General features: G+C 61.8%; 25 protein-coding genes. 21 read left to right on the top strand and 4 right to left on the bottom strand.

What is annotated here, in order from left to right:
* The first annotated feature begins 149 nt into the window (after positions 1–149).
* The 11 genes from AC1DUP_RS15190 (at position 150) to AC1DUP_RS15140 (ending at position 10691) form a co-directional block, all read left to right on the top strand.
* The gene (locus AC1DUP_RS15190; protein ID WP_113296972.1) at positions 150–389 is read left to right on the top strand and encodes a hypothetical protein; all 240 of its coding nucleotides are present in this window, start codon (positions 150–152) and stop codon (positions 387–389) included.
* A 30-nt stretch (positions 390–419) separates the two neighbouring features.
* A complete protein-coding gene (locus AC1DUP_RS15185) occupies positions 420–2105 on the top strand; it encodes a portal protein (RefSeq protein WP_477833057.1) in 1686 nt (561 codons plus the stop codon).
* Positions 2105–2458, top strand: a complete 354-nt coding sequence (locus AC1DUP_RS15180) for a hypothetical protein (protein ID WP_477833056.1) — start codon at positions 2105–2107, stop codon at positions 2456–2458. The genes AC1DUP_RS15185 and AC1DUP_RS15180 overlap by 1 nt, the downstream gene beginning before the upstream one ends.
* A complete protein-coding gene (locus AC1DUP_RS15175) occupies positions 2442–3146 on the top strand; it encodes a hypothetical protein (protein ID WP_477833055.1) in 705 nt (234 codons plus the stop codon). Before AC1DUP_RS15180 ends, AC1DUP_RS15175 begins: the two co-directional genes overlap by 17 nt.
* Positions 3147–3152: 6 nt before the next feature.
* Entirely contained in the window at positions 3153–4187 is a 1035-nt protein-coding gene (locus tag AC1DUP_RS15170; protein ID WP_113296976.1) for a major capsid protein, read from the top strand.
* Between the two features lie 62 nt (positions 4188–4249).
* Positions 4250–4660: a Bbp16 family capsid cement protein gene (locus AC1DUP_RS15165; protein WP_113312289.1), complete on the top strand. Its 411-nt coding sequence runs from the start codon at positions 4250–4252 to the stop codon at positions 4658–4660.
* On the top strand, positions 4653–4967 hold the full coding sequence (locus AC1DUP_RS15160) for a hypothetical protein (RefSeq protein WP_477833054.1): 315 nt from the start codon (positions 4653–4655) through the stop codon (positions 4965–4967). The genes AC1DUP_RS15165 and AC1DUP_RS15160 overlap by 8 nt, the downstream gene beginning before the upstream one ends.
* A gap of 176 nt (positions 4968–5143) precedes the next feature.
* Complete coding sequence (locus AC1DUP_RS15155; RefSeq protein ID WP_477833053.1) at positions 5144–7069, top strand: SGNH/GDSL hydrolase family protein; 1926 nt, start codon at positions 5144–5146, stop codon at positions 7067–7069.
* A 285-nt stretch (positions 7070–7354) separates the two neighbouring features.
* Positions 7355–8080, top strand: coding sequence for a class I SAM-dependent methyltransferase (locus AC1DUP_RS15150; protein ID WP_477833236.1), 726 nt, complete (start codon positions 7355–7357; stop codon positions 8078–8080).
* Positions 8081–8295: 215 nt separating this feature from the next.
* Positions 8296–10233 carry a hypothetical protein gene (locus tag AC1DUP_RS15145; protein WP_477833052.1) on the top strand — a complete coding sequence of 646 codons (1938 nt, stop codon included), beginning with the start codon at positions 8296–8298 and terminating at the stop codon, positions 10231–10233.
* Between the two features lie 248 nt (positions 10234–10481).
* Positions 10482–10691, top strand: coding sequence for a hypothetical protein (locus AC1DUP_RS15140; protein ID WP_113335753.1), 210 nt, complete (start codon positions 10482–10484; stop codon positions 10689–10691).
* A 54-nt stretch (positions 10692–10745) separates the two neighbouring features.
* On the opposite strand, the gene AC1DUP_RS15135 is transcribed toward AC1DUP_RS15140, so the two are convergent.
* From AC1DUP_RS15135 to AC1DUP_RS15125, 3 genes are all read right to left on the bottom strand, one after another.
* The gene (locus AC1DUP_RS15135) at positions 10746–11252 is read right to left on the bottom strand and encodes a hypothetical protein (protein ID WP_113297107.1); all 507 of its coding nucleotides are present in this window, start codon (positions 11250–11252) and stop codon (positions 10746–10748) included.
* Positions 11253–11307: 55 nt separating this feature from the next.
* Positions 11308–11712 carry a hypothetical protein gene (locus tag AC1DUP_RS15130; RefSeq protein ID WP_477833051.1) on the bottom strand — a complete coding sequence of 135 codons (405 nt, stop codon included), beginning with the start codon at positions 11710–11712 and terminating at the stop codon, positions 11308–11310.
* 231 nt (positions 11713–11943) lie between these two features.
* Positions 11944–12204, bottom strand: coding sequence for a KTSC domain-containing protein (locus AC1DUP_RS15125; protein ID WP_113296983.1), 261 nt, complete (start codon positions 12202–12204; stop codon positions 11944–11946).
* Between the two features lie 350 nt (positions 12205–12554).
* On the opposite strand from AC1DUP_RS15125, the gene AC1DUP_RS15120 reads away from it, so the two are divergent.
* The 3 genes from AC1DUP_RS15120 (at position 12555) to AC1DUP_RS15110 (ending at position 15250) form a co-directional block, all read left to right on the top strand.
* A complete protein-coding gene (locus AC1DUP_RS15120; protein WP_113296984.1) occupies positions 12555–13685 on the top strand; it encodes an acyltransferase family protein in 1131 nt (376 codons plus the stop codon).
* A 171-nt stretch (positions 13686–13856) separates the two neighbouring features.
* Entirely contained in the window at positions 13857–14558 is a 702-nt protein-coding gene (locus tag AC1DUP_RS15115; RefSeq protein WP_113510457.1) for a GntR family transcriptional regulator, read from the top strand.
* On the top strand, positions 14558–15250 hold the full coding sequence (locus AC1DUP_RS15110) for a GntR family transcriptional regulator (RefSeq protein WP_113312203.1): 693 nt from the start codon (positions 14558–14560) through the stop codon (positions 15248–15250). The genes AC1DUP_RS15115 and AC1DUP_RS15110 overlap by 1 nt, the downstream gene beginning before the upstream one ends.
* Positions 15251–15550: 300 nt before the next feature.
* On the opposite strand, the gene AC1DUP_RS15105 is transcribed toward AC1DUP_RS15110, so the two are convergent.
* Positions 15551–17458, bottom strand: coding sequence for a bifunctional sugar phosphate isomerase/epimerase/4-hydroxyphenylpyruvate dioxygenase family protein (locus AC1DUP_RS15105; RefSeq protein WP_477833050.1), 1908 nt, complete (start codon positions 17456–17458; stop codon positions 15551–15553).
* 248 nt (positions 17459–17706) lie between these two features.
* Between AC1DUP_RS15105 and AC1DUP_RS15100 the strand changes: the two genes are divergently transcribed.
* The 7 genes from AC1DUP_RS15100 to AC1DUP_RS15070 all read left to right on the top strand — a co-directional run bounded on the left by AC1DUP_RS15100 (position 17707) and on the right by AC1DUP_RS15070 (position 23152).
* Positions 17707–18537 carry a transporter substrate-binding domain-containing protein gene (locus tag AC1DUP_RS15100; RefSeq protein ID WP_113296989.1) on the top strand — a complete coding sequence of 277 codons (831 nt, stop codon included), beginning with the start codon at positions 17707–17709 and terminating at the stop codon, positions 18535–18537.
* Positions 18538–18648: 111 nt separating this feature from the next.
* Complete coding sequence (aroQ, locus tag AC1DUP_RS15095; RefSeq protein ID WP_477833049.1) at positions 18649–19101, top strand: type II 3-dehydroquinate dehydratase; 453 nt, start codon at positions 18649–18651, stop codon at positions 19099–19101.
* Positions 19098–19766: an amino acid ABC transporter permease gene (locus AC1DUP_RS15090; protein WP_113310895.1), complete on the top strand. Its 669-nt coding sequence runs from the start codon at positions 19098–19100 to the stop codon at positions 19764–19766. The genes aroQ and AC1DUP_RS15090 overlap by 4 nt, the downstream gene beginning before the upstream one ends.
* 10 nt (positions 19767–19776) lie before the next feature.
* Positions 19777–20421, top strand: a complete 645-nt coding sequence (locus AC1DUP_RS15085; protein ID WP_113296992.1) for an amino acid ABC transporter permease — start codon at positions 19777–19779, stop codon at positions 20419–20421.
* 97 nt (positions 20422–20518) lie between these two features.
* Positions 20519–21247, top strand: a complete 729-nt coding sequence (locus AC1DUP_RS15080; RefSeq protein ID WP_113297108.1) for an amino acid ABC transporter ATP-binding protein — start codon at positions 20519–20521, stop codon at positions 21245–21247.
* A gap of 29 nt (positions 21248–21276) precedes the next feature.
* Entirely contained in the window at positions 21277–22332 is a 1056-nt protein-coding gene (locus AC1DUP_RS15075; protein ID WP_477833048.1) for a Gfo/Idh/MocA family protein, read from the top strand.
* Positions 22325–23152, top strand: coding sequence for a shikimate dehydrogenase family protein (locus AC1DUP_RS15070; protein ID WP_477833047.1), 828 nt, complete (start codon positions 22325–22327; stop codon positions 23150–23152). The genes AC1DUP_RS15075 and AC1DUP_RS15070 overlap by 8 nt, the downstream gene beginning before the upstream one ends.
* Positions 23153–23206 lie beyond the last annotated feature (54 nt).

Genomic DNA, 23206 nt, shown 5'->3' with positions numbered 1-23206 from the left:
GCCCATACCTGACTGATCCCCCATGTCACCCCCTCAACCTTTCATCCGCACGCTCCCACCATCGAAGCCAAACCGGCCGGATGGAGGGCAGTCATGACCACCGCACCCATCCGCTCCGACCCACATCGCCACCACGATCGGATGACCCCATGTGCATGTTCTCCTCGCCGCCGAAAGCCGAGCCACCGCAGGCGCCACCCGAATACGCCCAGCAGAAGACGCCTGACTATGCCGCAGCCCAATCCACGGCCGCGCGCCGTGCCTCCGACAAGGTGAAGGGCGCTCCCTCCACCATCCTCACCTCTCCGTCAGGCGCGCCGCCGCTTGCCGATACGCAGTCGCCGGCGCTCTCGGGCAATAGCGCCAGGAAGACGTTGCTCGGACAGTAAGGGCCCAGACACAAGGCATTGGACAACAGCATGGAAAACCTCCGTCGCGACAACGAGACACAGATTGCCTATCACCGCCGGCGGCTCGCCGAGCTGAAGGAGGTTCGCCAGCCCTGGGAGGCGGAATGGCGCGCACTTGCCGAGCATATCGAGCCGACGCGGCTTCGCCTCTATTCCGATCGGGAAGGCCCGCGCTCGCGCGACAAGATCATCGACAGCACCGGCAGCCATGCCTATGAGACGCTGAAATCAGGCATGCATTCGGGGCTGACCTCGCCGGCGCGGCCCTGGTTCCGGCTGACCACCTTCGATCCCGATCTGAAGAAGCAGGATTCCGTCAAGGTCTATCTCGCCGCCGTGCAGGACAAGATGCGCGAGGTCTTTGCGGCCTCCAATCTCTACCGCGCCTTCCATATCGGCTATGGCGATCTTGGCCAGTTCGGACAGTCCGTCGCGATCCTCGTCGAGGATGAGGAGACCGTCATCCGCGTGCAGCAGCTGGTGCACGGCCGCTTCTGGATATCAAGGGATCACAAGGGCAAGGCGACGACCCTTTACCGGGTGTTCCGCTGGTCCGTGCAACGCATCATCGAGCGCTTCGGTTACGACAATGTGCCGGAGCGGCTGCGCAGCCTCTATGACAGCTCGAAATATGGCGAATGTTTCGATGTCTATCACGCGATCGAACCCCGCTACGACCGCGACCCCAAGCTGATCGACAAGCGTAACAAGGCCTTCCTCTCCAATTACTGGGTCGACGAAACAGGCGGCGACCTGCTGGAAGAAAGCGGCTTCGACAGCAATCCGATCATCGCACCCGCCTGGGAGCTTTCCGAAGACGATCACTACGCACTCTCGCCCGGCCAGAAGGCGCTCGGCGATATCCGGATGCTGCAGCTGGAACAGACGCGGAAGCTCGAAGGCATCGACAAGAAGGTGCGCCCGCCGATGAACGCGCCGACCTCGATGCAGAACAGCCCGGCCTCGCTGCTGCCGGGTGCGGTGAATTACGTGGATGATCCGACCGGCAAGGGTTTCAGGCCTGCGATGGAGGTGAACCTCAGCCTCGCGGAACTGCGCGAAGATATTCAGGAAGTGCAGAACCGCATCGAGAAGACCTTCTTTGCCGATCTCTTCTTCGCCATCACCAATATGGAGGGCGTGCAGCCGCGCAACCAGTTCGAGCTGACCCAGCGCAAGGAAGAGCAGCTCTTACAGCTCGGCCCCGTGCTGGAAAACGTCTTCGGCGATCAGCTGGGGCCGACCATCGACCGCACCTTCGATATTCTGGCGGCCCGCGACGAACTGCCTCCGCCCCCGCCGGAGCTGCAGGGCACCGAGCTGAAGGTGGAGTACATCTCCACCCTCGCCCAGGCACAGCAGGCGGTAGCAACGGGCGCCATCGAACGCGGCGTCGCCTTCATGGGCCAGGTCTCAGCCGTCAAACCGGAAGCGCTCGACAAGCTCGATGTCGACGAGGCGATCGACCTCTATTTCGATGCGATCGGCGCCCCGCCCTCGATGATCCTCGCCGATGCTAAGGTCGAGGATATCAGGGCCCAGCGAGCCCAGCAGATGCAGGCGGCGCAGACCGCGCAGATGGCCTCGCAGGTAGCACCTGCCCTCAATCAGGGCGCCAAGGCCGCACAGGTGCTGGCGGACGCCAATGACAACCCGAATGGCGCGGCACTTCTGCGCCAGCTGGGGCTCGCCTGATGGACCATTTTAAGGATCAACCATCTGTCCCCCACACCATCGGGCGAGACGAAATCACGACGGCGTTTCGCGAGGTCTTCGCGACCGCATCCGGCAAGCGCGTGCTGTTCTGGATGCTGGAACAATGCGCCGTCTACCAGGAGGCCTATGCGGGAGAGCTTGGCAACGCGACGCATTACACGCTCGGACGGCAGGGTGTGGGCCGGCGGCTGATCGCCGAGCTCGACCGCATCGACCCGACGCTCTATCCGCGCCTGCTGCTCGCCATCGCGGATCTCAAGGCAAACGACAAGGCAGCGGCGGTTAGCCGCGCGAAAAGCGAGGAAGGGCAAGACCATGACATCGATGCTTAGCAGGAGGCTGTTTCCGGCCATCCTGCGCAATGCCGAAGGCGCCGGCTCCGGTGGCGGCGAGACGGCCGCGCCCGAAAACATTCTCTTCCCCAACGAGGAGACGTCACCGGAAAGTGACTTCGGCACGGGCGATCAGGATCATGCCTCCGCCGAAAATCATGAGGCCGCCAAGCCCGCGGAAAACGCCGATAGCGACCCTGATGACCGCGTGCCCGACGATGGCCGCTATTCGCTCACCATGCCCGAAGGCATCGAGGTGGATCAGGAGCTGGTCGAGGCGCTCGGCCCTGACTTCCACGAGATGGGCCTGACCAACCGGCAGGCGCAGCAGCTTGCCGACCGCTTCATCGAGATCCAGGGCCGGCGCGGAAAGGCCGCTTCCGAAGCCTGGGCCGGCCGCGTTCACGGCTGGGCGGACGAAGCCCGCAAGGACCGTGACATCGGCGGGGCGAAATGGGGCGGCACCGTGGGCTCGGCGCAGCGCGCGCTCTCCCGCTTGGGCACCCCGGCGCTGCGCGAGTACCTGAATACCAGCGGCGGCGGCAACCACCCCGAAATGATCAGAATTTTCGCAAAGGTCGGATCGATGATCCAGGAGGACAACCCACCGAATGGCGGCGCGGGCGGACACGGCAGGAAAGCCGAAACCGCGCACCTGATGTTTCCCAAAGACGCACCGAAGGGCTGATAAGACATGGCTACCATTGGCAGCTACTACCCCAATCTCGTTGACGCATTCAAAGGCTCTGCCGAAGGCGCCGTCATCGAGCTTCTCTCGCAGCAGAACCCGATCCTCGACGACGCGATGGCCGTCGAGTGCAACATGGATGCCGTGCACCGCCATATGGTGCGCACCGGCCTGCCCTCCGTTTCCTGGGGTCGGCTCTATCAGGGCATCAAGCAGTCCAAGGCCACCATGCAGCAGGTGGACGATACGACGGGCTTCGTGCACGCCCGCTCCGAAATTGACATGCGCCTGCTCGATCTGGCACCCGACAAGGCCAAGGCGCGTCTCGTCGACACCATGCCCTTCATCGAGTCGTTGAGCCAGGAAATGGCCTCTGGCCTCTTCTACCACGACACGGCAACGGCCCCGGAGAAGTTCAAGGGACTGTCCGCCCGCTACTCCGCCTATAACCCCAACCTGCCGAACCCGGCGCAGCCGAATATCGCCAGCCAGGTGGTCCATGGCGGCGGCACGGGTGCGGACAATACCTCGATCTGGTTCGTCACCTGGGGCGACCATGCCACCCACCTTCTCTACCCGAAGGGCACAAAGGCGGGCGTGAAGATCGACGACAAGGGCGAGCAGCGCGTGCTGGATGCCAATGGCGACCCCTATTATGCCAAGGAAACGCTCTACACCTGGCATCTGGGCGCAGCCGTGAAGGACTGGCGCTACAATGCCCGCGTCGCCAATATCGACGTCTCCGACATGATGGCCGGAACCGTCGATCTCTGGTCGCTCTTGCGCAAGGGCTATTACCGCCTGCAGTCGCGCCGGCTGAACGCCAAGGCGAGCCGCATCGCCATCTACATGAACAAGGATGTGCTCGAAGTGCTCGACGTGCAGTCCACCGACCGGGCGCTGACCTCCGACCGGCAGAACACGGTGCACCTGACCACGCAGTTCGTCGAGGGCCAGGAGGTGAAGTTCTATCGCGGCATCCCGATCCGCGAAACGGACGCCATCCTCAACACCGAAGCGGCCGTTCCCGCACTCGTCTGATCGTCTCTATCAAGCCCCGCCGTGATGAGCGGCGGGCACTCCCCTCAACGAAAGGCATCACAATGATTTTCGACCGGCAGACGCTGCTTTCGGACGCGCAGGTTATAACCGCGACCGGCCCCAGCACCAATGTCATCAATCTCGGCCCGATCAAGCAGGGGCTGACCCGCGATATCGGCAAGGGCGAACCGATCCCCTTCCTCATTCAGGTGGTGGAAAGCTTCAACAATCTGACCTCGCTCGCCGTCACCATCCAGACGGACGACAACGAGGCCTTCGCCACGCCGAAGGCCGTGATCACGACGACGCTTGTCCTCGCCGATCTCAAGGCCGGCAAGATCATCCCGCCGAGCCACATCCCGCGCGGCACGGACGAGCTCTACCTGCGCCTGCTCTACACCGTGACCGGCACGGCCCCGACCACGGGCAAGATCACTGCCGGCTTCACCGCGGGCGTTCCCTCGCATGGTTGATGTCATAGCCAACGTTTCAGGCTATTTCGGCGGCGCCAGACGCGACCCCGGCGAGCGCTTCAGCTTGCCGGACGCGCTCTGGAAGGACGAAAAGCGCCGTCCGAAATGGGTGCGGCTTGCCCGGTCCGGCGACAAATCCACCGGCAAGGCTGAAGCCGAACCGGCCGAGAAAAAGCCAGCCGCAAAAGCAGCCAAGCTTCCCATGTCCCCCGAGCCAGTTGGCAACGGGGTCCAGGAAGCGCTCGGCGGCCCCGCCCCGGACTGGCTGCCGGACGATATCACAGACTCCTCCCAGCCTGGCGACTGACGCAAGCTGATTGACAGGCCACCTCTAGAGCGCCGTGCGTCCATTCGGACGCACAAAGGACGCTCTAGCTTTTTGAATCTGCGCATCAGGCTTTCCGAAAATCGATTCCGATTTTCGGGCCGATACTGTAGCGGCTTCGGCCGCTCTTTTTTCACGCGAGCGAGAAAGACGCGCCGATGGCGAAACTCTATAATATGCAGCGCGTCCAGGGCGTGGTGATCGTGCCCGACGGCACGCACATGTTCAACAACCGCCCCGTCATCGGCATCCGCGATGTCGGCGACACCATCCTGTTCGTCGACAACAAGCCAGTCCCGGGTGTCGAGATCGTCACCAATGGCGCGACCGTCTATAACGACCTGCCCGTGCTCGGCGCAGTCAGGATATCGGATGGGCGCAGCCTTTACGGCAATGCGCCTGTTATTTCGGTCAAGGGTGGTGGGGCACCGGGTTCCCTGTCGGATGTTTTCCTGACCGGGACGCCGATGAATACGCTCGAGATCACCGTCCAGCCCGCCACCTATAATGTCGTCCCTGCGAGCATCAGCCGGCAGATGCAGGTTTCCGACGACGGATCGACCGGATGGGTGGATATCGGCAGTCCGTTCAGTGGAACAAAATTCACCTTGGGAACGCTGGCGGGGAAATACCTGCGCGTGATCGAGACCGCGATGGCCGAGAGCACGCCGATTGCGACAACCAGCGCAGCCATGGGGCCGGTCGTGGCCTTTGTCGCGCTGCCAGGCATGCCGCTCGCAGCCGGCGCCCTGCTGGGCGCCACGGGTGATAGCTACATCGCCTACAACAACATCGATTTCAGCGCCAACATCCCCGACACCGCAGCCGGCCGCGCCGGCTTCAACATCGGTATCGGCCTGATCGAGTGGGTCAAACGTCTCGACCCTCGCTTCCGGGCCGACCAGTGGTTTGATCCGACGTCACCGCTGGGGCTGAACACCTCGGGCTTCAACAACGCGAAATCGGCCGATCATCTTGCCTTCTCAGGCGCCGGCTTTCTGGGCGGGATCGTCCCCCGTCTCGACGCCTTCCTGCTTGGCGATTTCAAGGCCATGATCTTCGAAGGCGGGTCGAATGCCATATCATCGGGCGATGACGGCCAGTCCTCGCTCCGGTATCTGATCGCCAAGTTCGACGAGGGTCTGGCGAAGATCCGCAAGGCCGGCAAACTCGCCATTGTCGTAAAGGTGCCATATCGCGGGGATTGGCCTGCAGGCGACGACCGCCATGCCAGGCGTATCGCGTTCAACGCATGGATCGCCACCCAATCCACCCGCGATGGTATCGTGGCTATCGTCGATCTCGACACGGTGCTCGCGCCTGGCGGCGTCCCTGATACGACCATGTATCTAGACGACAAGATACACCAGAGCCCGAAGGGCGCCCGCGCCATCGGCGAGGATATCCTCCTTCCGGTCATTCGAAGCCTCTTCTCTGCCGGAACCTTCATCGACCTCAACCCGGCCAACAATAACCTTGCTCCGACCGGCATATCGCAGCTCAATGGCGGCACTGCCGGGACATGGGCCAATACCAGCGCGAACCGAACCGGCACCGGACAGGTCGCAACCGGGGTTGCGATCAGCGTCCTGCGCAATGTCTCGGCCGTGGCTTCGCTCGTGGATGTCGGTGGAGGCTATAAAGCCCAGCGCATCGACTACACCCCGCTTCAGGTCGATATCGGGGCCTACTTCGAGCTTCTCGCGCAGTCCATTTCCGTGCCGTTCACCCTCGATCAGACGAAATGGTATCGCGCAATGTGCGAGCTTCAGGCGTTCGACGGCACGCCGGCTTTCATCGAATTGCGGTCCATAACCCGCCAGGGCACGACAAACCGCTCAAGCGGCTTCAGTGGCTATCGGCTCTCCTCGGACACTTTCGTTCTCGGCACCGGCCGCCCCGGAACGTACAAGCTCATCTCCGAACCGTTCCGATGGGATGCGGCCTGGGGAACCGCCGACCGTGTCGGTATCGAGATCCGCATCACCGGCGACCGCACCGCACCGCCATCAGCCATTCAGTTTTCGAAGATCAAGGTCATGGAAGACGTCGATCCTGTTGCGCTGTGGGGGTTCGGCGCGTAGCACCACCTCTTCGTCTCTTGAACGGAAAAAGGCCTCGCTGACGCGCGAGGCCCCCCAATCCGGGCAGAATACTCATTGGCAATACCAGTATTGTTTGAAGTTGCGGTAGATCGCAACCTGCTAATTTTTACGTGTATGAAATGAGGATAAAAGCCGCCGCTGACGCGCCGCTATTCGCTGGCCGATCCAGACGGATCGTGCCAGCTCGCGCGCGCAAACCGCGCAAAACCGATTGACCAGCAGCCTGCGGGTGCTACCGTGGCGTCCATCGGGTCGCTGGAGTGCATGAACGGATCGCTGGAGGATGTGATGAACTCTTCGAGAATCTGGCTTGGACGACACAACGAGGAATTCGCCAGGAGCTTGCCCGCAGGGTCGATCGTGCTTGATGCTGGAGCGGGAAGCCAGCCCTACAGGCACCTTTTCGGCCATTGCGTCTACGAGGCCGCCGACTTCGAAATGGTCGACAAGGAATATGCGAAGTCCACCTATGTGTGCGACCTTTCAAATATTCCAGTTGCCGAAGCCAGGTTCGATGCCATCGTGCTGAACCAGGTCCTGGAGCATCTGTCGGACCCGGTTGCCGTGCTTGAGGAGATGCACCGCGTCCTCAAGAATGGCGGGACGATGATTTGCTCTGCACCGCTTTTCTACGAGGAGCATGAGCAGCCTTACGACTTCTTCAGATACACGCAATTTGCGTGGCGCCATCTCCTCGCAAATGCGGGCTTTGAAATCATCAGCCTGGATTGGATGGAGGGATATCTGGGAACCGTCGCCTATCAGATGGAAACGGCTTCGAAGCATCTGCCGCGCGGCGCAAAGAACATCGCTCCGGGCGCGCTGGGGGTTGCAGCCGTTCCGCTGCTGGCATCCGTGCGTATGGCATGCAGGCATCTGGCCCGGGTATTCTATCGTCTCGATGCGCGGCAGAAATATACCCAGTCTGGTTTTCCGAAGAACTACATTGTCGTGGCAAAAAAGGCGTTTGTCGCCAAGCAAGCCGCTTAGAGCGCCGTACGTCCATTCGGACGCACCAGCGACGCTCTAACGCCTTGAATCTGTGCATCAGGCTTTCCGAAAATCGATTCCGCCCTTTCATCGAGCTGTGACGTGACGGCCAAACCATCGCCACCATTGCGTCCAATGTTGCATCCGGTCGCCTTATCGCGGCTATCCCGGAGCTGGCGACCAGCTCGATCGCACCTGATGATGGAAGGCTCGCATTGGACAGCACACGCCGGAACCTGATCGTCGGCCTCTCGGCGATCTCAGTCGGCAGCATTGCCGCTGCCTTGACCGCGGGCGCCCGGCCGGCGCTCGCAACGCCGGTGACTGCTGCCGGGAATGCTGCCCGGAACGCTGGAGGGCAGACGGTGCGCCGCGCCGTCGCCTATGGCACGAATGCGGGTTATCAGAAGGATGCATCCGGTTCGCCCCAGATGGCCTTCGTTCGGCGCAAGGAATATTTCCTGCCCTACAATGTCAAAGCGGGCGAACTGATCGAGTTTTCCTTTCCGCTTTGGACGCTGGAGCGTCCGCCGCGCAATCCGGTCCTCGAGGTCGATCTCGCCGAAGCCTATGATTTCATGCTGTCGATGGAATATCCGTTCAACGACAATTCGGCATCCTCGCCTGATCTTGCCAAGCGCTATCGCTGCCTGAATACCAGGGATGACAAGGCGATCTATTCCTATGTTCCGGGCCAGGCGGAACGCATGATGGTATTCACGGTAAAGGCCCCGGCCGACATTCCGGCCTTTACCGCAATCGGCGGCATCCTGCTGCACGAATGCGTCGCCGGGCGCTCCGGCGCGGTGAAGAACAAGGCCATCAACAGCGTCGTCAATGCCTCGACCTTCATCGGCCGCCGGGACGGTTCGTTCAATGCGACGACCTCGCTGATTGCCGACGATCCGACGATGACCCGGACGACATTCCACGCCGCCAATGCCGGTCAGACCGGCAATCCCGGCACCATGCTGGTCGGCGCAATCAGGATCGCCGTTCCCGCACATGCCGTTGCCATCATGTCGATGGGCAATTCGAAGCTTCAGGGTGCCAACGAGGGTACCGCCGGTTCCGGCACATTTGGCGATGGCGGCGGCGACCGCTGCGGCAATACGGGTTGGGGCACGCGCCTGGCATACAAGCTCCGCCTCGGTTGCGTCCAGATGTCCAGAGGTGCCGACAGCTATAACTATCAGCTCATATCAGGCGTCAGTCGCCGCATGGAGTTTGCCGCCTGGTGCAATCCGACGCATCTCCTTCCCTGCGATCCGCACAACGACACGTCGCAGACCTCGACACCGGCCTGGTCGCAAAAGACCTGGGTGGTCGACGACACCTGCAGGGTCAACGGCAATGCCTATATCGCCGATGCCGGCGGCGCCTCCGGCTCCGTTGCGCCGAGCGGCACGGGCGGCAACATCGTCGACGGCGATGTCCGCTGGACCTTTATCGGGCCGGACGACATGGCTTCGACCGCCGGCATGTCGCTTGCCGGCAAGATGCGCAAGCTCTTCCGGCAGTACAGGGCTGCGATGCCTGACGTGAAGATCATTCCGCCGACGCTCACGCCTGACACGACGTCAAGCGTCAATGCATCGGCCTATACCTATGACAGTGACACCGGCGCCCTCACTCTCACCATCCCCGACGCTTCAAAACTCCTCCTGAAAAGCAACGTTCGCGTGGCAGGCCTCACCCCGAAAACCTTCAACACGAGCTGGAAGAACTACGCGCCGATCGCGGCCATCAACGGCAATCAGATCACCGTGAACCTGCCCGTTGGCCTCAGCTCTCCCATCGGAAATGCCTCAGTCAACCTCACCTGGAGCGATCCGAGCTACCAGACCCCAAGGTCCGGTTATGCCGCCCATGTCAGCTTCCGCTCCTGGATCAACCGGTTCCTGCGGACGAACCCGAACGGAGCGCTCGACATGGTCATCTGCGCGGATGCCGGCAAATGGGGCGAGGCCGGCAACCCGACGACTCCGGCAGCAGAAACCGGCGCATGGGCTTCCCTTCCAACCGACGGCGCCTCTCCCGGCGGCGCGTTCACCTCGGACGGGACGCATGAGACATCACAGGGCAACGACTATATTGCCACCAGGCTCGCGGCCGACCCGGCTCTCGTGCAGGTATTGCAGAAGGCCGATTAGCAAATACGGGAGCATGCTTCGCCGGCATGCCCGCACAGTGTGACGCCCGTTATATCTTTTTATGGCGGTCCGGGTTAGGTGATGAACGAAGGATCAGAGGTCATACCGCAATTCTTCCCTGTCGCGTTTGCAGCATCGGCAGGGGATCAGTGAAGATGGACAACAGGAAAGTCCATCGGCGCTGACGAACCGCAACAGACTTGAGAAAGCCGCTGCTCAGGCGAACGCTCGCCTGACGACAAGACTCGATGAAACCATTGAATTATCTACTGATGATCTTCGTTGCACCGCCGCTGGTGGCGCTCGTGCTGGTGCTTCTTTTCATGATCGTCCCATGGCCCGGCGATCAGCGCGCAGACCCGCGCCCGACCGGAACGATCGGCGTCAGGAAAGGCGACAGGATCGGCAGCCCCGGCGACAGGTTTGCGCCTGCGCGATCCGGCGGTGACGTTCAATAGGATTGCCGGGCGCGCTGCCGCCCCTCGCCCTCTTGCCCTCTTGTCCGGCTGCTCTCAGCGCTGCTTCAGCTCCAGCCGGACCCTGTAGAAATTCTGGGCGTCCGTCATCGCCTTCACGTCGCATTGCTTCGTGCCGACTGCCACGGTCGCGATCTCGCTGACATCAGTGCTCAACCAGATCGGCGCCGCGCGCGTGTAGGAACGGCCGGGAAGCGCGCGCCAGTTGGCAAAGAAGATACCGACCTCCTGCCCCGCCGCATTGAGGAAGCTTGCGACGACGCAGACCTGATCGTCGTCATCGGGATCTTCGTTCCGCAGCGTGATGCGGGACATGATGGAATTGGTCTTCGGGTCCGGGCGAAAGGCGAAACTGTAATATTGCGGCCGCTTCCAATCCCACTTGTCCTGGACGACTTCGCAAAATCCATCCTCGACATGAAGGCATTGCTGCGCCGCCTGAACGCGCCAGACATAATTTTGCCACCCGTCCTGATCGGGAACGGGAGCATGATCGCTGGTGAGCAGGCCCAGGGCAATGGAGAGTTGCTTGAGAGTCGACATGCCCAATGCTGGCTAAATTTGCTGCAGCGCGCAAGCCATCCTCCCCTCGCTCCCGTCAGGATTTCCTCGCGAGTGGCGGCAAAGAAACAAAGGGATTGCTGGAATCGTAGCTCGCCTTCGGCTTGCCCTTGCCGGTCTTCAGCAATCCCGGCGCAAGCTGGCCCTTGGGGCCGAAGAGATAAGCGCTTCCGGCGCAGAGATGGGCAAGCGCGCGGTAGTCGAAATACCGGAAGGTGCTGTCGGCAAGGAAGGCGGCTTCGTTATAGGCCTTGCCCTTGATGTCCGCAAAGCCGGTCTCGGTCATATAGGAAAACAGCGCTTTCTTGTTCAGCTGCGCGCCGCTGCAGAGATTGCCGAGCGCATTGGCAAGCTTCACGACCCTCAATGTCTGGGCATCCGGGTTGTCGAGCGGCTTCATCGCCTGCTTGACATAATAATTCGTCGCCGGATCGTTGGTCATGGATTTCTTCCAGAAAGCCGGCATTTCCTCAGCCGTGGCCAAGCCCGCCGAAACGGTCACGGCAATTGCGGCAAATAGGCAGGATCTGAAACTATGGGCCAAGATATCCCCCGTCCGAGCAGCCCAGACTGGCTTCGATTCGCCGTGCGACGCAAGGTCAAAAATCTTCGCCGGGAGACGCTTCCTCGATCGGCGACGCTGTGAGATTGCCGAACGCCGCCTGCGCCGCGATCAGGAAAACTGGCCGCGCCGGCCGAGAATCGCCTTGAATGCCCCGAGGCGGCCTTCCGCCCCTTCCGCCGAGCGCGGAAACGCATCACGGATATGGCGCGTGTAATACCAGCCGGGCGACGTGGCGGTGATCAGGTTTTCATACACGACCGGGGGTACGTTGAAATATCGGCGATGCCCCTTGAGGCGGATCTCGATATCGAGCACTCCGGTCGACGGGTCGTAGGCAACGGATTTCACCAGCTTTGACGAGAGTTCCATTGTCGCTCCTGTGCTGCATCGCACAATGGAAACACTCTTAAGAAAATAGTCAAGCATTTGTATACCTTGTCGACGCGAAGGCCGTCGCCCCGTCCTCAAATTTCCGCACCCCGAATGCCTGGTGCATGATCCGCCGAGGACCCGGGGCGAGTGCATGTCATGCGGGTGATCGGCGATCTGATGGCGGTAAAAAGCGGCCCCAGCTGCGGCTTCAAGGGCTCTCCTTTTCTTGCCGCAGTGCAATAAAAACTTGTGCCGCCGCTCGAAAAATGGTCCATTTCGCTTACTTTGACGGGTGGATGCTGAAATTCCATAACCTTACGCAAACCTTAAGCAGAGGAAATTCACACATGACGAGTGTTGCCGGTGGTCGAGTCGATTGCCTCGATGGCCTGCGTGGCTTGGCGGCCCTATGGGTCCTGGTTGGCCATGCTCACCTCCTCACCCGCTTCTCGGTTCCCGTCATAGGCGATCCCGATCTCGGCGTTGATCTTTTCATCATGCTGTCCGGTTTCCTGATGGTCTTCCACTATCAGCGCCGGCGCGATCGGGAGCCGTGGGAGGCCAACAGCACCTGGATCACCTTCTGGGTACGGCGCTATTTCCGGATTGCGCCGCTCTATTACGTCCTGCTTGTCGCCGCCCTGACGCTGGGACCCCTCATCTACAATGCCCGCATGGTGATTGATGGCTTCAATGGCGTGACGCCGCAGCTGGCCGAGCGCTATCTGGACAGCAGCCTGGCCAATTATCTTGCGCACCTGACCTTCCTCTTCGGTCTCAGCCCGCACTTCGCCTACAGGACGGCGCTGCCGGACTGGAGCATCGGCCTCGAAATGCAGTTTTATGCCGCCCTGCCCTTCGTCATGATCCTGGTCGGCCGTATCGGCTGGCTCAAGGGCCTTGTCGGCGCGGCCGTTGTTGGCATCGCGATAGCCTATGGGCTGGGCAAGATCGGCGTTCATTTTCCGATGCCGACCTTCCTTGCCTACAAGATGCACATCTTTGCGGCCGGCATGCTGCTTGCCGGCGCGCTGAGGACGGACAGGGCGCGGGCCTATCAGTTTGCGGCAATCAGCGTCGTTCTGGTGCTTGCGCCCATTGGTGGCGAACACGACCTGAAGCATGAGATCGTGCGGGTGGTTCTGGTCCTGATCTTCTTCGCCTTCATCCATACGCACCGCCTGCCGGAACCAATGGCGAGAATATTCAGGCCGATCGGCTCCTGGCTGGGCAACGGCTTTTTCCATAGCCTCGGCGAGCTCTCCTTCGGTGCCTATCTCATTCACCTCATGGTCATGCAGCCGGTCATCGCCTATCTGATCCAGACGACCGACGTCTCCAATCCGGTGCGCTGGGCTCTGACCCTGGCCATCACCATGCCGATCGTCTACGGGCTGGCCTGGGTTGGCTATAACCTCATCGAAATGCCGGGTCAGAATATCGGCAAGGGCCTGACGAAGCCCCGCGCCTCCGCCTGACAGGCAACTGCGAAAGCGCCGGATAGCGCGGCCTCACGGCTGCGCTTCCCGCCCTGTCGGCGCGCAGGAGCACGCCCTTACCCGCCCTATACCCCAAAATCCGTTTTCCGTTGAACGCACCCGAGTTCTCCCGCTATATATAGGAGAAAATGCAAAATCTCGGAGACAAGTATGCGGCAGGAAGATATCGAGGAAACCGTCGCCGAGAGTGGCTACAGGCAGATTCGGGCGGATATCATCTTCGGGCGGCTTTCGCCCGGGCAGAAACTGAAGCTTGAGAATCTCAAGGGCGCCTATGAGACCAGCGTCAGCACGCTGCGCGAAATCCTCAACCGGCTGACCTCGGAAGGGCTCGTCGTTGCCGAAGGGCAGCGGGGGTTTGAGGTCGCAGGCGTTTCCGTTGCCGACCTGCGCGAGATCGCCGCATTGCGGCTGCTGCTCGAAGAACATGCGCTGGAACAATCCTTCGAACAGGGAGATGTGGAATGGGAGGCGCAGCTGGTCTCGGCCCATTACAAGCTGGCGCGCATGGAAAAGGTGATGGCGACAGGCGATACCAGCCATGCCGAGGACTGGAAGCGTTATGACTGGGAATTCCACCAGGCGCTGATCGCCGCCTGCGGCTCGCGCCTGCTGATGGAAACCCATTCTTCCGTGTTCGACAAATATCTGCGCTATCAGATGGTGGCGCTCTCCTATCGCGGCAGCGTCGCCGAAGAGGAGCACAAGCAGCTTCTGGAGGCCGCCCTCAAGCGCGACAGCAAGACCGCCAAAGAGATCCTGCAGCGCCATATCCAGGCGGGCGTCGAACATGCGCTTGGCAAGGGGCTGCTATCGGCCCTGCCCGCGCAGGCCAGGCGGATGACAGCCTGATGCGCAGCGAAAGACCAGTGCCGAAGACGGCAGGCGATACCTCCGAGACGATCAGCGATGTCGTCTTCCGGCAGGTCCGGCAGGATATCATCTCGGGTGCGCTGGCGCCGGGCGCCAAGATCAAGCTCGAACAGGCCAGGGAGCATTATTCGATCAGCGTATCCTCGTTGCGCGAGATCCTCAGCCGCCTTGCGATGGAAAACCTGGTGCTTGCCGAGGGCCAGCGCGGCTTCGAGGTCAGCCCGGCATCGATCAAGGAGCTGGAAGAGCTGGCGGATCTGCGCACCGTGCTCGAAACCCACGCGATCGGCCTCTCCTTTGCCGCCGGAAACCTGGAATGGGAAGGCCGCATCGTCGCCGCCCACCACAAGCTGGCAGCCGCCGAGAGGAAGCTCCTGGCAGGCGACGCCTCACGCACCGTCGACTGGGTGCGCTACGACTGGGAATTCCACCAGGCAATCGTCTCCGCCTGCAATTCGGCGACGCTGATGGCGACGCTGTCGTCGGTCTTCGACCGGTTTCTGCGCTATCACATGCTGGCGCAGAGCTTTCGCGGCAAGGCGGTGGTGGATGATCACAAGCTGCTGTTCGAGCTGGCGCTGAAGCGGGATGTCGAGGGTGCAAGAGCGGTTATTCGGCGGCATGTGCAGAGTGGGGTGGCGCATGTGCTGACGAGTGGGCGGATTGGGTGAGAGTGGGATCGCTCTCGACCTGAAACATGGGTTACAGTTTGTTGCTGATTATGGCCTTGGTAGCGCCCGGAGCCCCCTCACCCTAACCCTCTCCCCGATGGGGCGAGGGGACGTGCCGTGCGACGCCTTTGAGAAGGCCGAAACGGTTCGGCAAATCCCTTCTCCCCTGGGGGAGAAGGTGGCCCGAAGGGTCGGATGAGGGGGCCATTGACGCGAATGGCCGATAGAAAACCCATTCTCCACAAAGGATAGGCTGACCACAATAACCCTCACCCCATCACTTTAAACAGACACCACCCCTCACCCCGCATCCCTCGGAATCCCCTCCGGCCGCATCTGCTTCTTCAACGCCGCAATCCGGAAAATCGCGTTCGGCGCCCCATAGCCGCGATAGCTCCGCCGCTCCACCACCTCGAAGAAGAAGCCCTCCCCATAGGTCCCGCTATAGAGCTGGAAATACTCGCCCTCCCCATCCCTGTCATAGAGAATGTTCTCCGCCTTCAGCCGCTCGGTCAGCTCCGGCTCCAGGCCAAATCGAGCCTCCACGTCGTCGTAATAGTTCGGCGAGATCGGCAGCGGCTTGAAGCCTCTGGCGCGCAAGGCTGCAGCGGTGGCGAAGATATCGTCGGTCGAAAACGCCAGATGCTGGATTCCGGAGCCGAATTTTTCGGCCATGAAGTGGCCGGCAAGCGTGCGGCGGTTTTCCGCGCCGTTCATGGTGATGCGCAGCGTCCCGGACTGGTTTTCGATCACCTGGCTGCGCACCACGCCGGAGGGATCGATGATATCGACCATGGGGGTTTTGCGGGTTTCGAAAATCGAGGTGTAGAAGAGCAGCCAGGTCAGCATTTCGTCATAGGCGACAGTCTGGGCGATATGATCGACGTGCAGGAGGCCGGCATCGCCGGCGTGCTTTGCATCGCCCTCCGCGCCCTCCTCTGCCACCGGCAAGAAATCGATCTCCGAAAAGCGGCCGAGCGGGCTTTTCTCATCGATGAGATAGATCAGCCCGCCGCCGACGCCGCGGATCGCCGGCAGCTGCAGCTCACCCTCGACGACGGCCTGGGTGAAGGGCTCGGCATCGAGCGCCAGCGCGCGAGCATAGGCTTCGGTCGCATCCTCGACGACAAGCGCCACCGCATAGGCGAACGTGCCGTGCACGGCATAGGCGGCATTGGCAAAACCTTCGGGATCGACATTGATGAGGATGCGGATATCGCCCTGCTGGAAGAGCGTCACCTTCTTGGAGCGATGCACCGCCGCCTTGCGGAAGCCGAGTGCCCGCAGGATGCCAACCAGCTCCACCGCCTCCTCGTCATCGGTGGCGAATTCGATGAAGCCGACGCCCTTGACCTCGGCTCTGGCAGGCATCTCGATGCCGATCGGCGTTTCCACCTTGCGGCGGATCTGGTCGGCAAGGTAGATCAGCGAGCGGTGCCCGTCTGCAGCGATTGCCCGTGTCGAGCCGCCGCGGAACTGGTCGTTGAAGATCTCCAGTGAGAAGAAGCCGTCATAGCCGGTCGACGCCACGGCCTCGGTGAATTCGGTGACCGGCAGATCACCCTCGCCCGGCATGTTGCGGAAATGCCTGGACCAGTAGAGCAGGTCCATGTCGATCAGCGGCGCATCGGCCAGTTGCACGATGAAGATCTTTTCCTTCGGGATCGAGCGTATGGACGTGATGTCGATCTTGCGCGACAGCGAGTGGAAACTGTCGAGGATCAGCCCGACATTCTCGTGGTCGGCGCGGCGCACGATCTCCCAGGCATCGCGGTGGTCGTTGACATAGCGGCCCCAGGCGAGCGCCTCGTATCCCACCTTCAGCCCGCGTTTCGCCGCCCTCTCCCCCAGCTCGCGGAAATCGGCCGCCGCCCGGTCGAGGCCGCCAAGCGCTGCCTGCGAGACATTGGAGCAGACGAGAACCATGTCGGTGCCGAGCTCCTGCATGATGTCGAACTTGCGCTCGGCACGGTCGAAGGTGCGGCTGCGCAATGTATCCGGCATGCCCTCGAAATCGCGGAAGGGCTGGAACAGCGTGATGACAAGGCCGAGATCGCGCGCCATTCGGCCGACATCGGCGGGGCTGCCGTCAAAGGCCAGGAAGTCGTTTTCGAAAATCTCCACGCCGTCGAAGCCGGCGCGTGCAATCGCTTCGAGCTTTTCCGGCAGCTCGCCGCTGACCGATACTGTCGCAATCGAGGTCTTCATATCAAACAAATCCTCCTCGTTATCGGGCCCGATGGCTGAGGCCAGCGACCCTCCTCATGGCATTATGGCGAATGTCGTGAGGATTTCAATTCAATTGACCAAATGAAAAGTCTCATATGATTTTCAAAAACTATGTTGATTTATGGGTGACCCTCTGGCAAACATGATGGGGAACAGTCGGGAGAGGATGACTGTGAGGTCGCGTCTGAAGCAATTTGGGCGACCGCCAAAAAAGGAGGAGAATTCCAATGCTGAAATCGTTGCTGACGCGGCGTGGCGCCATGCTGGGTGCCGCCGCTCTCGTGGCCGCCATCGGGCTTGCAAACCCGGCCGCTGCCGTCACCCCGGATGAAATCAAGGCCCGCGGCAAGCTGATCGTCGGCATCCAGGGCGACAATCCGCCATGGGGCTTCGTCACCAGCGCCGGCAAGCAGGATGGCTTTGACGCCGATATGGCCACGGCCTACGCCAAGGAACTCGGTGTCGAGGTCGAATTCGTGCCGCTCGAAGTCAATAACCGCATCCCGGCGCTGACATCGGGCCGCGTCGATGTGCTCTTCGCCACCATGGCGATGCTGCCTGACCGAGCCAAGGCCGTCCAGTTCAGCCAGCCCTACAATGCCAATGCCATCGTCCTGATCGGCCCGAAGAACAAGTCGATCAAGACCAATGACGATATGGCCAACATGACGATCTCGGTCGCCAAGGGCGCCGCACAGGATACGCAGGTCACCAAGAATGCCCCGCCGACCGCCACCATCCGCCGCTTCGACGGCGATGCGGCAAGCGTCCAGGCGCTGGTATCAGGCCAGGTCGAGGCGCTCGGCGGCAACATCTTCTACATGGACCGCGTCGAAAAGGCCCGTCCCGGCGAATTCGAAAACAAGCTGGAATTCCAGAAGCTCTATAACGGCGCCTGCACGCGGCTCGGCGAAAAGGAACTCAACGCCTCGATCAACGCCTTCATCGACAAGATCAAGGCCAATGGCGAGCTGAAGACGATCTACGACAAGTGGATGAAGGTGCCGGTTCCGGAATTCCCGAAGAGCCTCGAGGGCATTTCGTTCACGGCGGGCTGAGCGACAGGTTTCTGACAATCCGAGTACCAAGGCGGGCGTTCCGACGCCCGTCCACACCACCCTTATGCCCAAGACCAAGCAACTAGCATTGCCCCGTTCGAGGTGCGCGACATGACCAGAACCATCTTCGTCCTCAACGGACCGAACCTCAATCTGCTCGGCGAACGCGAGCCCGCCATCTACGGCTCCACGACGCTTGCCGACATCAGGCAGATGTGTCTCGCCAGGGCCAAGCCGCTCGGCTTTGCGATCGATTTCCGCCAGACGAATTTCGAAGGTGAACTGGTGGAAAGCATCCATCAGGCCCGCAAGGAGGCCTGCGGCATCATCATCAATCCCGCCGCCTACACCTTCACCTCGATTGCCCTGCTCGATGCCTTGAAAACCTTCGATGCGCCGAAGATCGAGCTGCATATTTCCAATGTCCATGCCCGCGAGGAGATCTATCATAAGTCCCTCGTCTCGCGCGTCGCCACCGCCATCATGATCGGCTTCGGCGCCCGCGGTTACGAACTGGCGATAGAGGCCATGGCAGGAATGGTGGGAGCGGCAAAAGCAGCATGAACTACCAGCTGGATTTCACCCCCGTCATCGATGGCCTGCCGAGCCTGCTGCTCGGCTGTCTCGGCACCTTCCTGCTCGCCATCTGCGGCATGGTGCTTGCCGTCATCATCGGCATCGGCGGCGTGGCGCTGAGGGATTCCCATATCAAGGCGGTGCGCTGGCTGGTGATCGGCTTTGTGGAGATCATTCGCAACACGCCCTTCCTGGTGCAGATCTTCTTTCTCTTCTTCGCCCTGCCGCTGATCGGCATCCGGCTGGACCCGACGCCGACGGCGATCATCGCGCTCGGCATCAATGGCGGCGCCTATGCGATCGAGATCATCAGGGGCGGCGTGCAATCCATTCCGGGCGGCCAGATGGAAGCGGGCCTCGCGCTCGGGCTGCACAAGGTGCAGGTCTTCCGGCTGATCATCCTGAAGCCGGCGCTGCGCGCCATCTACCCCTCGCTGACGAGCCAGTTCGTGCTTCTGACGCTCTCGACCAGCATCTGCTCGGCCATCTCTGCCTATGAGCTGACCTCCGTCGCCCAGCGCATCGAATCCGACAGTTTCCGCAGCTTCGAGGTCTATTTCACCATCACGATTTTCTACCTGATCATCTCCTGGCTGATGATGCGCCTCTTTGCGCTCTTCTCGGCCCGTTATTTCACCTATCCGGTCAAGTGAGGGCACCATCATGGGCAGCGAAGAATTCATCTTCCTTCTGATCGGCCTCAAATGGACCGTGTTACTCTCGGCCGTCGGCTTCGTCTGCGGCTGCATTGCCGGCCTCGGCGTGGCGCTCGCGCGCACCTGCGGCATGCCGTGGCTGGAGCGGCTGACCTCGGCCTATATCGCCGTCTTCCAGGGCACGCCGCTGCTCATGCAGCTTTTCGTCACCTATTACGGGCTGGCGCTCATCGGCTTCAGGCTCGATGCCTGGGAAGCGGTGGCGATCGGCCTGACGCTGCATGCCAGCGCCTATCTCGGCGAGATCTGGCGCGGCGCAATCGAGGCCGTGCCGCGCGGCCAGACGGAGGCGGCCAAGGCGCTCAGCCTCAAATATGTCTCGCGCATGAAGGATGTGATCCTGCCGCAGGCGCTGCGCATATCCCTGCCGGCAACGATCGGCTTCCTGGTGCAGCTCATCAAGGGCACGTCGCTCGCCTCCATCGTCGGCTTCACGGAGCTGACGCGCGCCGGCAACATCATCTCCAACCAGATCTTCCAGCCGCTCACCGTCTTCGGCGTCGTCGGCATCCTCTATTTCCTGATGTGCTGCCCGCTGACCATTTTCGGCGCCCGCCTGGAGCGGCGCTTCAATGCCGCGCACGCGCGCTGATGCCGCGATCTCACGAACTGGACCAAAGACCATGACAGCAGCCCCCGCTCCATCCCCCGATCAGGTCACGCCCAATCTGGTCACGACTGGCGAAACCATGATCACCATGAGCCATGTGGAGAAATGGTACGGCGCTTTCCAGGCCCTGCACGATATCAACATCACCGTCCACCGGGGGGAGCGCATCGTGCTCTGCGGCCCCTCCGGCAGCGGAAAATCGACACTGATCCGCTGCATCAACCATCTGGAGACCTACGAGAAGGGCGAGATCCGCGTCGGCGGCATATTGCTCGGCAATCAGGCCAAGGCGATCGACGCAATCAGGCGCGAGGTCGGCATGGTCTTCCAGCAGTTCAACCTCTTCCCGCATCTCACCGTGCTGCAGAACTGCATGCTGGCGCCGATGCGCGCACTCGGCATTTCCAAAGCCGAAGCCGAAGAGCGCGCCCGCACGCTGCTCGCCCGCGTCAAGATCGGCGAACAGGCCGATAAATTCCCGGTGCAGCTGTCGGGCGGCCAGCAGCAGCGCGTGGCGATAGCGCGCGCACTCTGCATGCGGCCCAAGGTGATGCTCTTCGACGAGCCGACCTCGGCACTCGACCCCGAGATGGTCAAGGAAGTGCTGGATACGATGATCGGCCTTGCCGAGGAAGGCATGACGATGATCTGCGTGACCCATGAAATGGGCTTCGCCCGCCAGGTCGCCAACCGGGTGATCTTCATGGCGAGCGGCGCAATCGTCGAGGAAGCGGCACCGGCCGAGTTCTTCACCAATCCGCGCCACGAGCGCACCCGCAAATTCCTCGGCGAAATCCTGCGCAACTAGCCCGCCCCGCGGCTTCAGGGAGAAGCTCCATGTCAAAACGCCCCCTTGAGATAGCCATCATGGGCGCCGGGCTGATCGGCAAGCGCCATATCGAAGGCGTGATATCAGAGCCGCGCACCACCCTTGCCGCCATCATCGACCCCTCGCCCGCCGCCCGCGACGAAGCCCGCGAAAACGGCCTCCCCTGGTTTGCAAGCCTTGCCGAAGCGCTGGCAAACACGCGGCCCGATGGCGTCATCGTCGCAACGCCGAACCAGCTGCATGTGGCAAACGCTGACGATGTGGTGGCAGCAGGTATCCCCGTTCTCATCGAAAAACCTGTTGCTGACGATGCCAGGGCAGCCGCAGGCCTTGTGAGCCGCGCAGAACGGGCCGGCGTGCCCATCCTGGTCGGTCACCACCGCCGCCATAATCCCATTATCAGGCAGGCCAAACACCTCATCGACAGCGGCCGGCTCGGCCGCATCCGCTCCGTGCATGGCAGCTTCTGGGTCGCCAAGCCCGATGACTATTTCGAGGTGACATGGCGCCGCGAACCCGGCGCCGGGCCGATCTTCATCAACCTCATCCATGATGTCGATCTCTTCCGCCATCTCTTCGGCGAAGTCGAAAGCGTGCATGCGATGGAATCCAATGCCGCCCGCGGCCATGCGGTCGAAGACACCGCCGTCGTGCTCCTGCGTTTCGAAAGCGGCGCGCTCGCCACCCTCAGCGCGTCGGATGCCGTGCCCTCGCCCTGGAGCTGGGAGCGGACCTCAGGCGAAAACCCCGGCTTCCCCCGGGAAGACCAGTTCTGCTACCAGATCGGCGGCACCGAAGGCGCGCTCGCCATCCCCGATCTCACGCTCTGGACCAATGCCGGCCGCCCCGACTGGCGCGAAAAACTCACCGAAGAACGCCTGCCCGTCACCCCGGCCGATCCGCTGACTTTGCAGCTCCAGCATTTCTGCGATGTCATCGAAGGGACGGCCGCGCCCCTCGTCAGCGGCCGTGAAGGGCTTGCGACCCTTGAGGTCATCGAGGCGATCAAGGCATCCGCCGGCACGGGAAGGACTATATTCAAAAAAGGCAAATCTCATGATTAGCGGCACCACAAGGCTGATCGCCCATCTCGGCTACCCGACGGAAAGCTTCAAGGCGCCGCTAATCTACAACCCCTATTTCGAGGAACAGGACATCGACGCCGTCGTCGTGCCGATGGGCTGCCGGCCGGAAGACTACCCCGCCTTCCTGAAACTCGTCTTCCGCCTGTCCAACATCCACGGCGCCCTCATCACCATGCCGCACAAGATCCCGACCCTGGATCTGCTCGACGAGATCTCCACCAACGCCCGCGTCGCCGGCTCCTGCAACGCCATCAAGCTCGGCAAGGACGGCAGCCTGATCGGCGACATGTTCGACGGCGAAGGTTTTGTCCGCGGCCTCAAGCGCAAGGGCCAGACCATCGCAGGCGCCAAAGCCCTCCTCATCGGCGCCGGCGGCGTAGGCTCGGCCATCGCCGCCTCGCTAGCCAGCGCCGCCATCGGCCACCTGGCACTCCACGACGACAACAAGGCCGCCCTCGAAGGCCTGAAAGCCCGCCTCAACACCTACTACCCCGCAACCAGGGTCACCACCGGCTCCAACGACCCGGATGGCTTCGACATCGTCATCAACGCCACGCCGCTCGGCATGCGCAAGGATGACCCGCTGCCGCTGGATGTGACGCGGCTCTCATCCGAGATGTTCGTTGGCGAAGTGGTGATGAAGGAGGAGATCACGCCGTTTCTCGCGGCCGCAAGGGAGCGAGGGTGCCGGTATCAGGTGGGGACGGATATGCTGTTTGAGCAGATACCGGCCTATCTGGAGTTTTTTGGGTTTGCGACGACGACCGCGGAGCATTTGAGGCGGGTGGCGCGGTTGTGAGGGATGCGAGAGCTCCATCGAAATGCCAAAGCGTCAGGCAGCGCGCTCTGTTCA

The sequence above is a fragment of the Rhizobium sp. 01L419 genome, assembly GCF_056400025.1.
The sequence above is the reverse complement of the archived record's forward strand: the minus strand, read 5'-3'. Positions and strand labels throughout refer to the sequence as shown.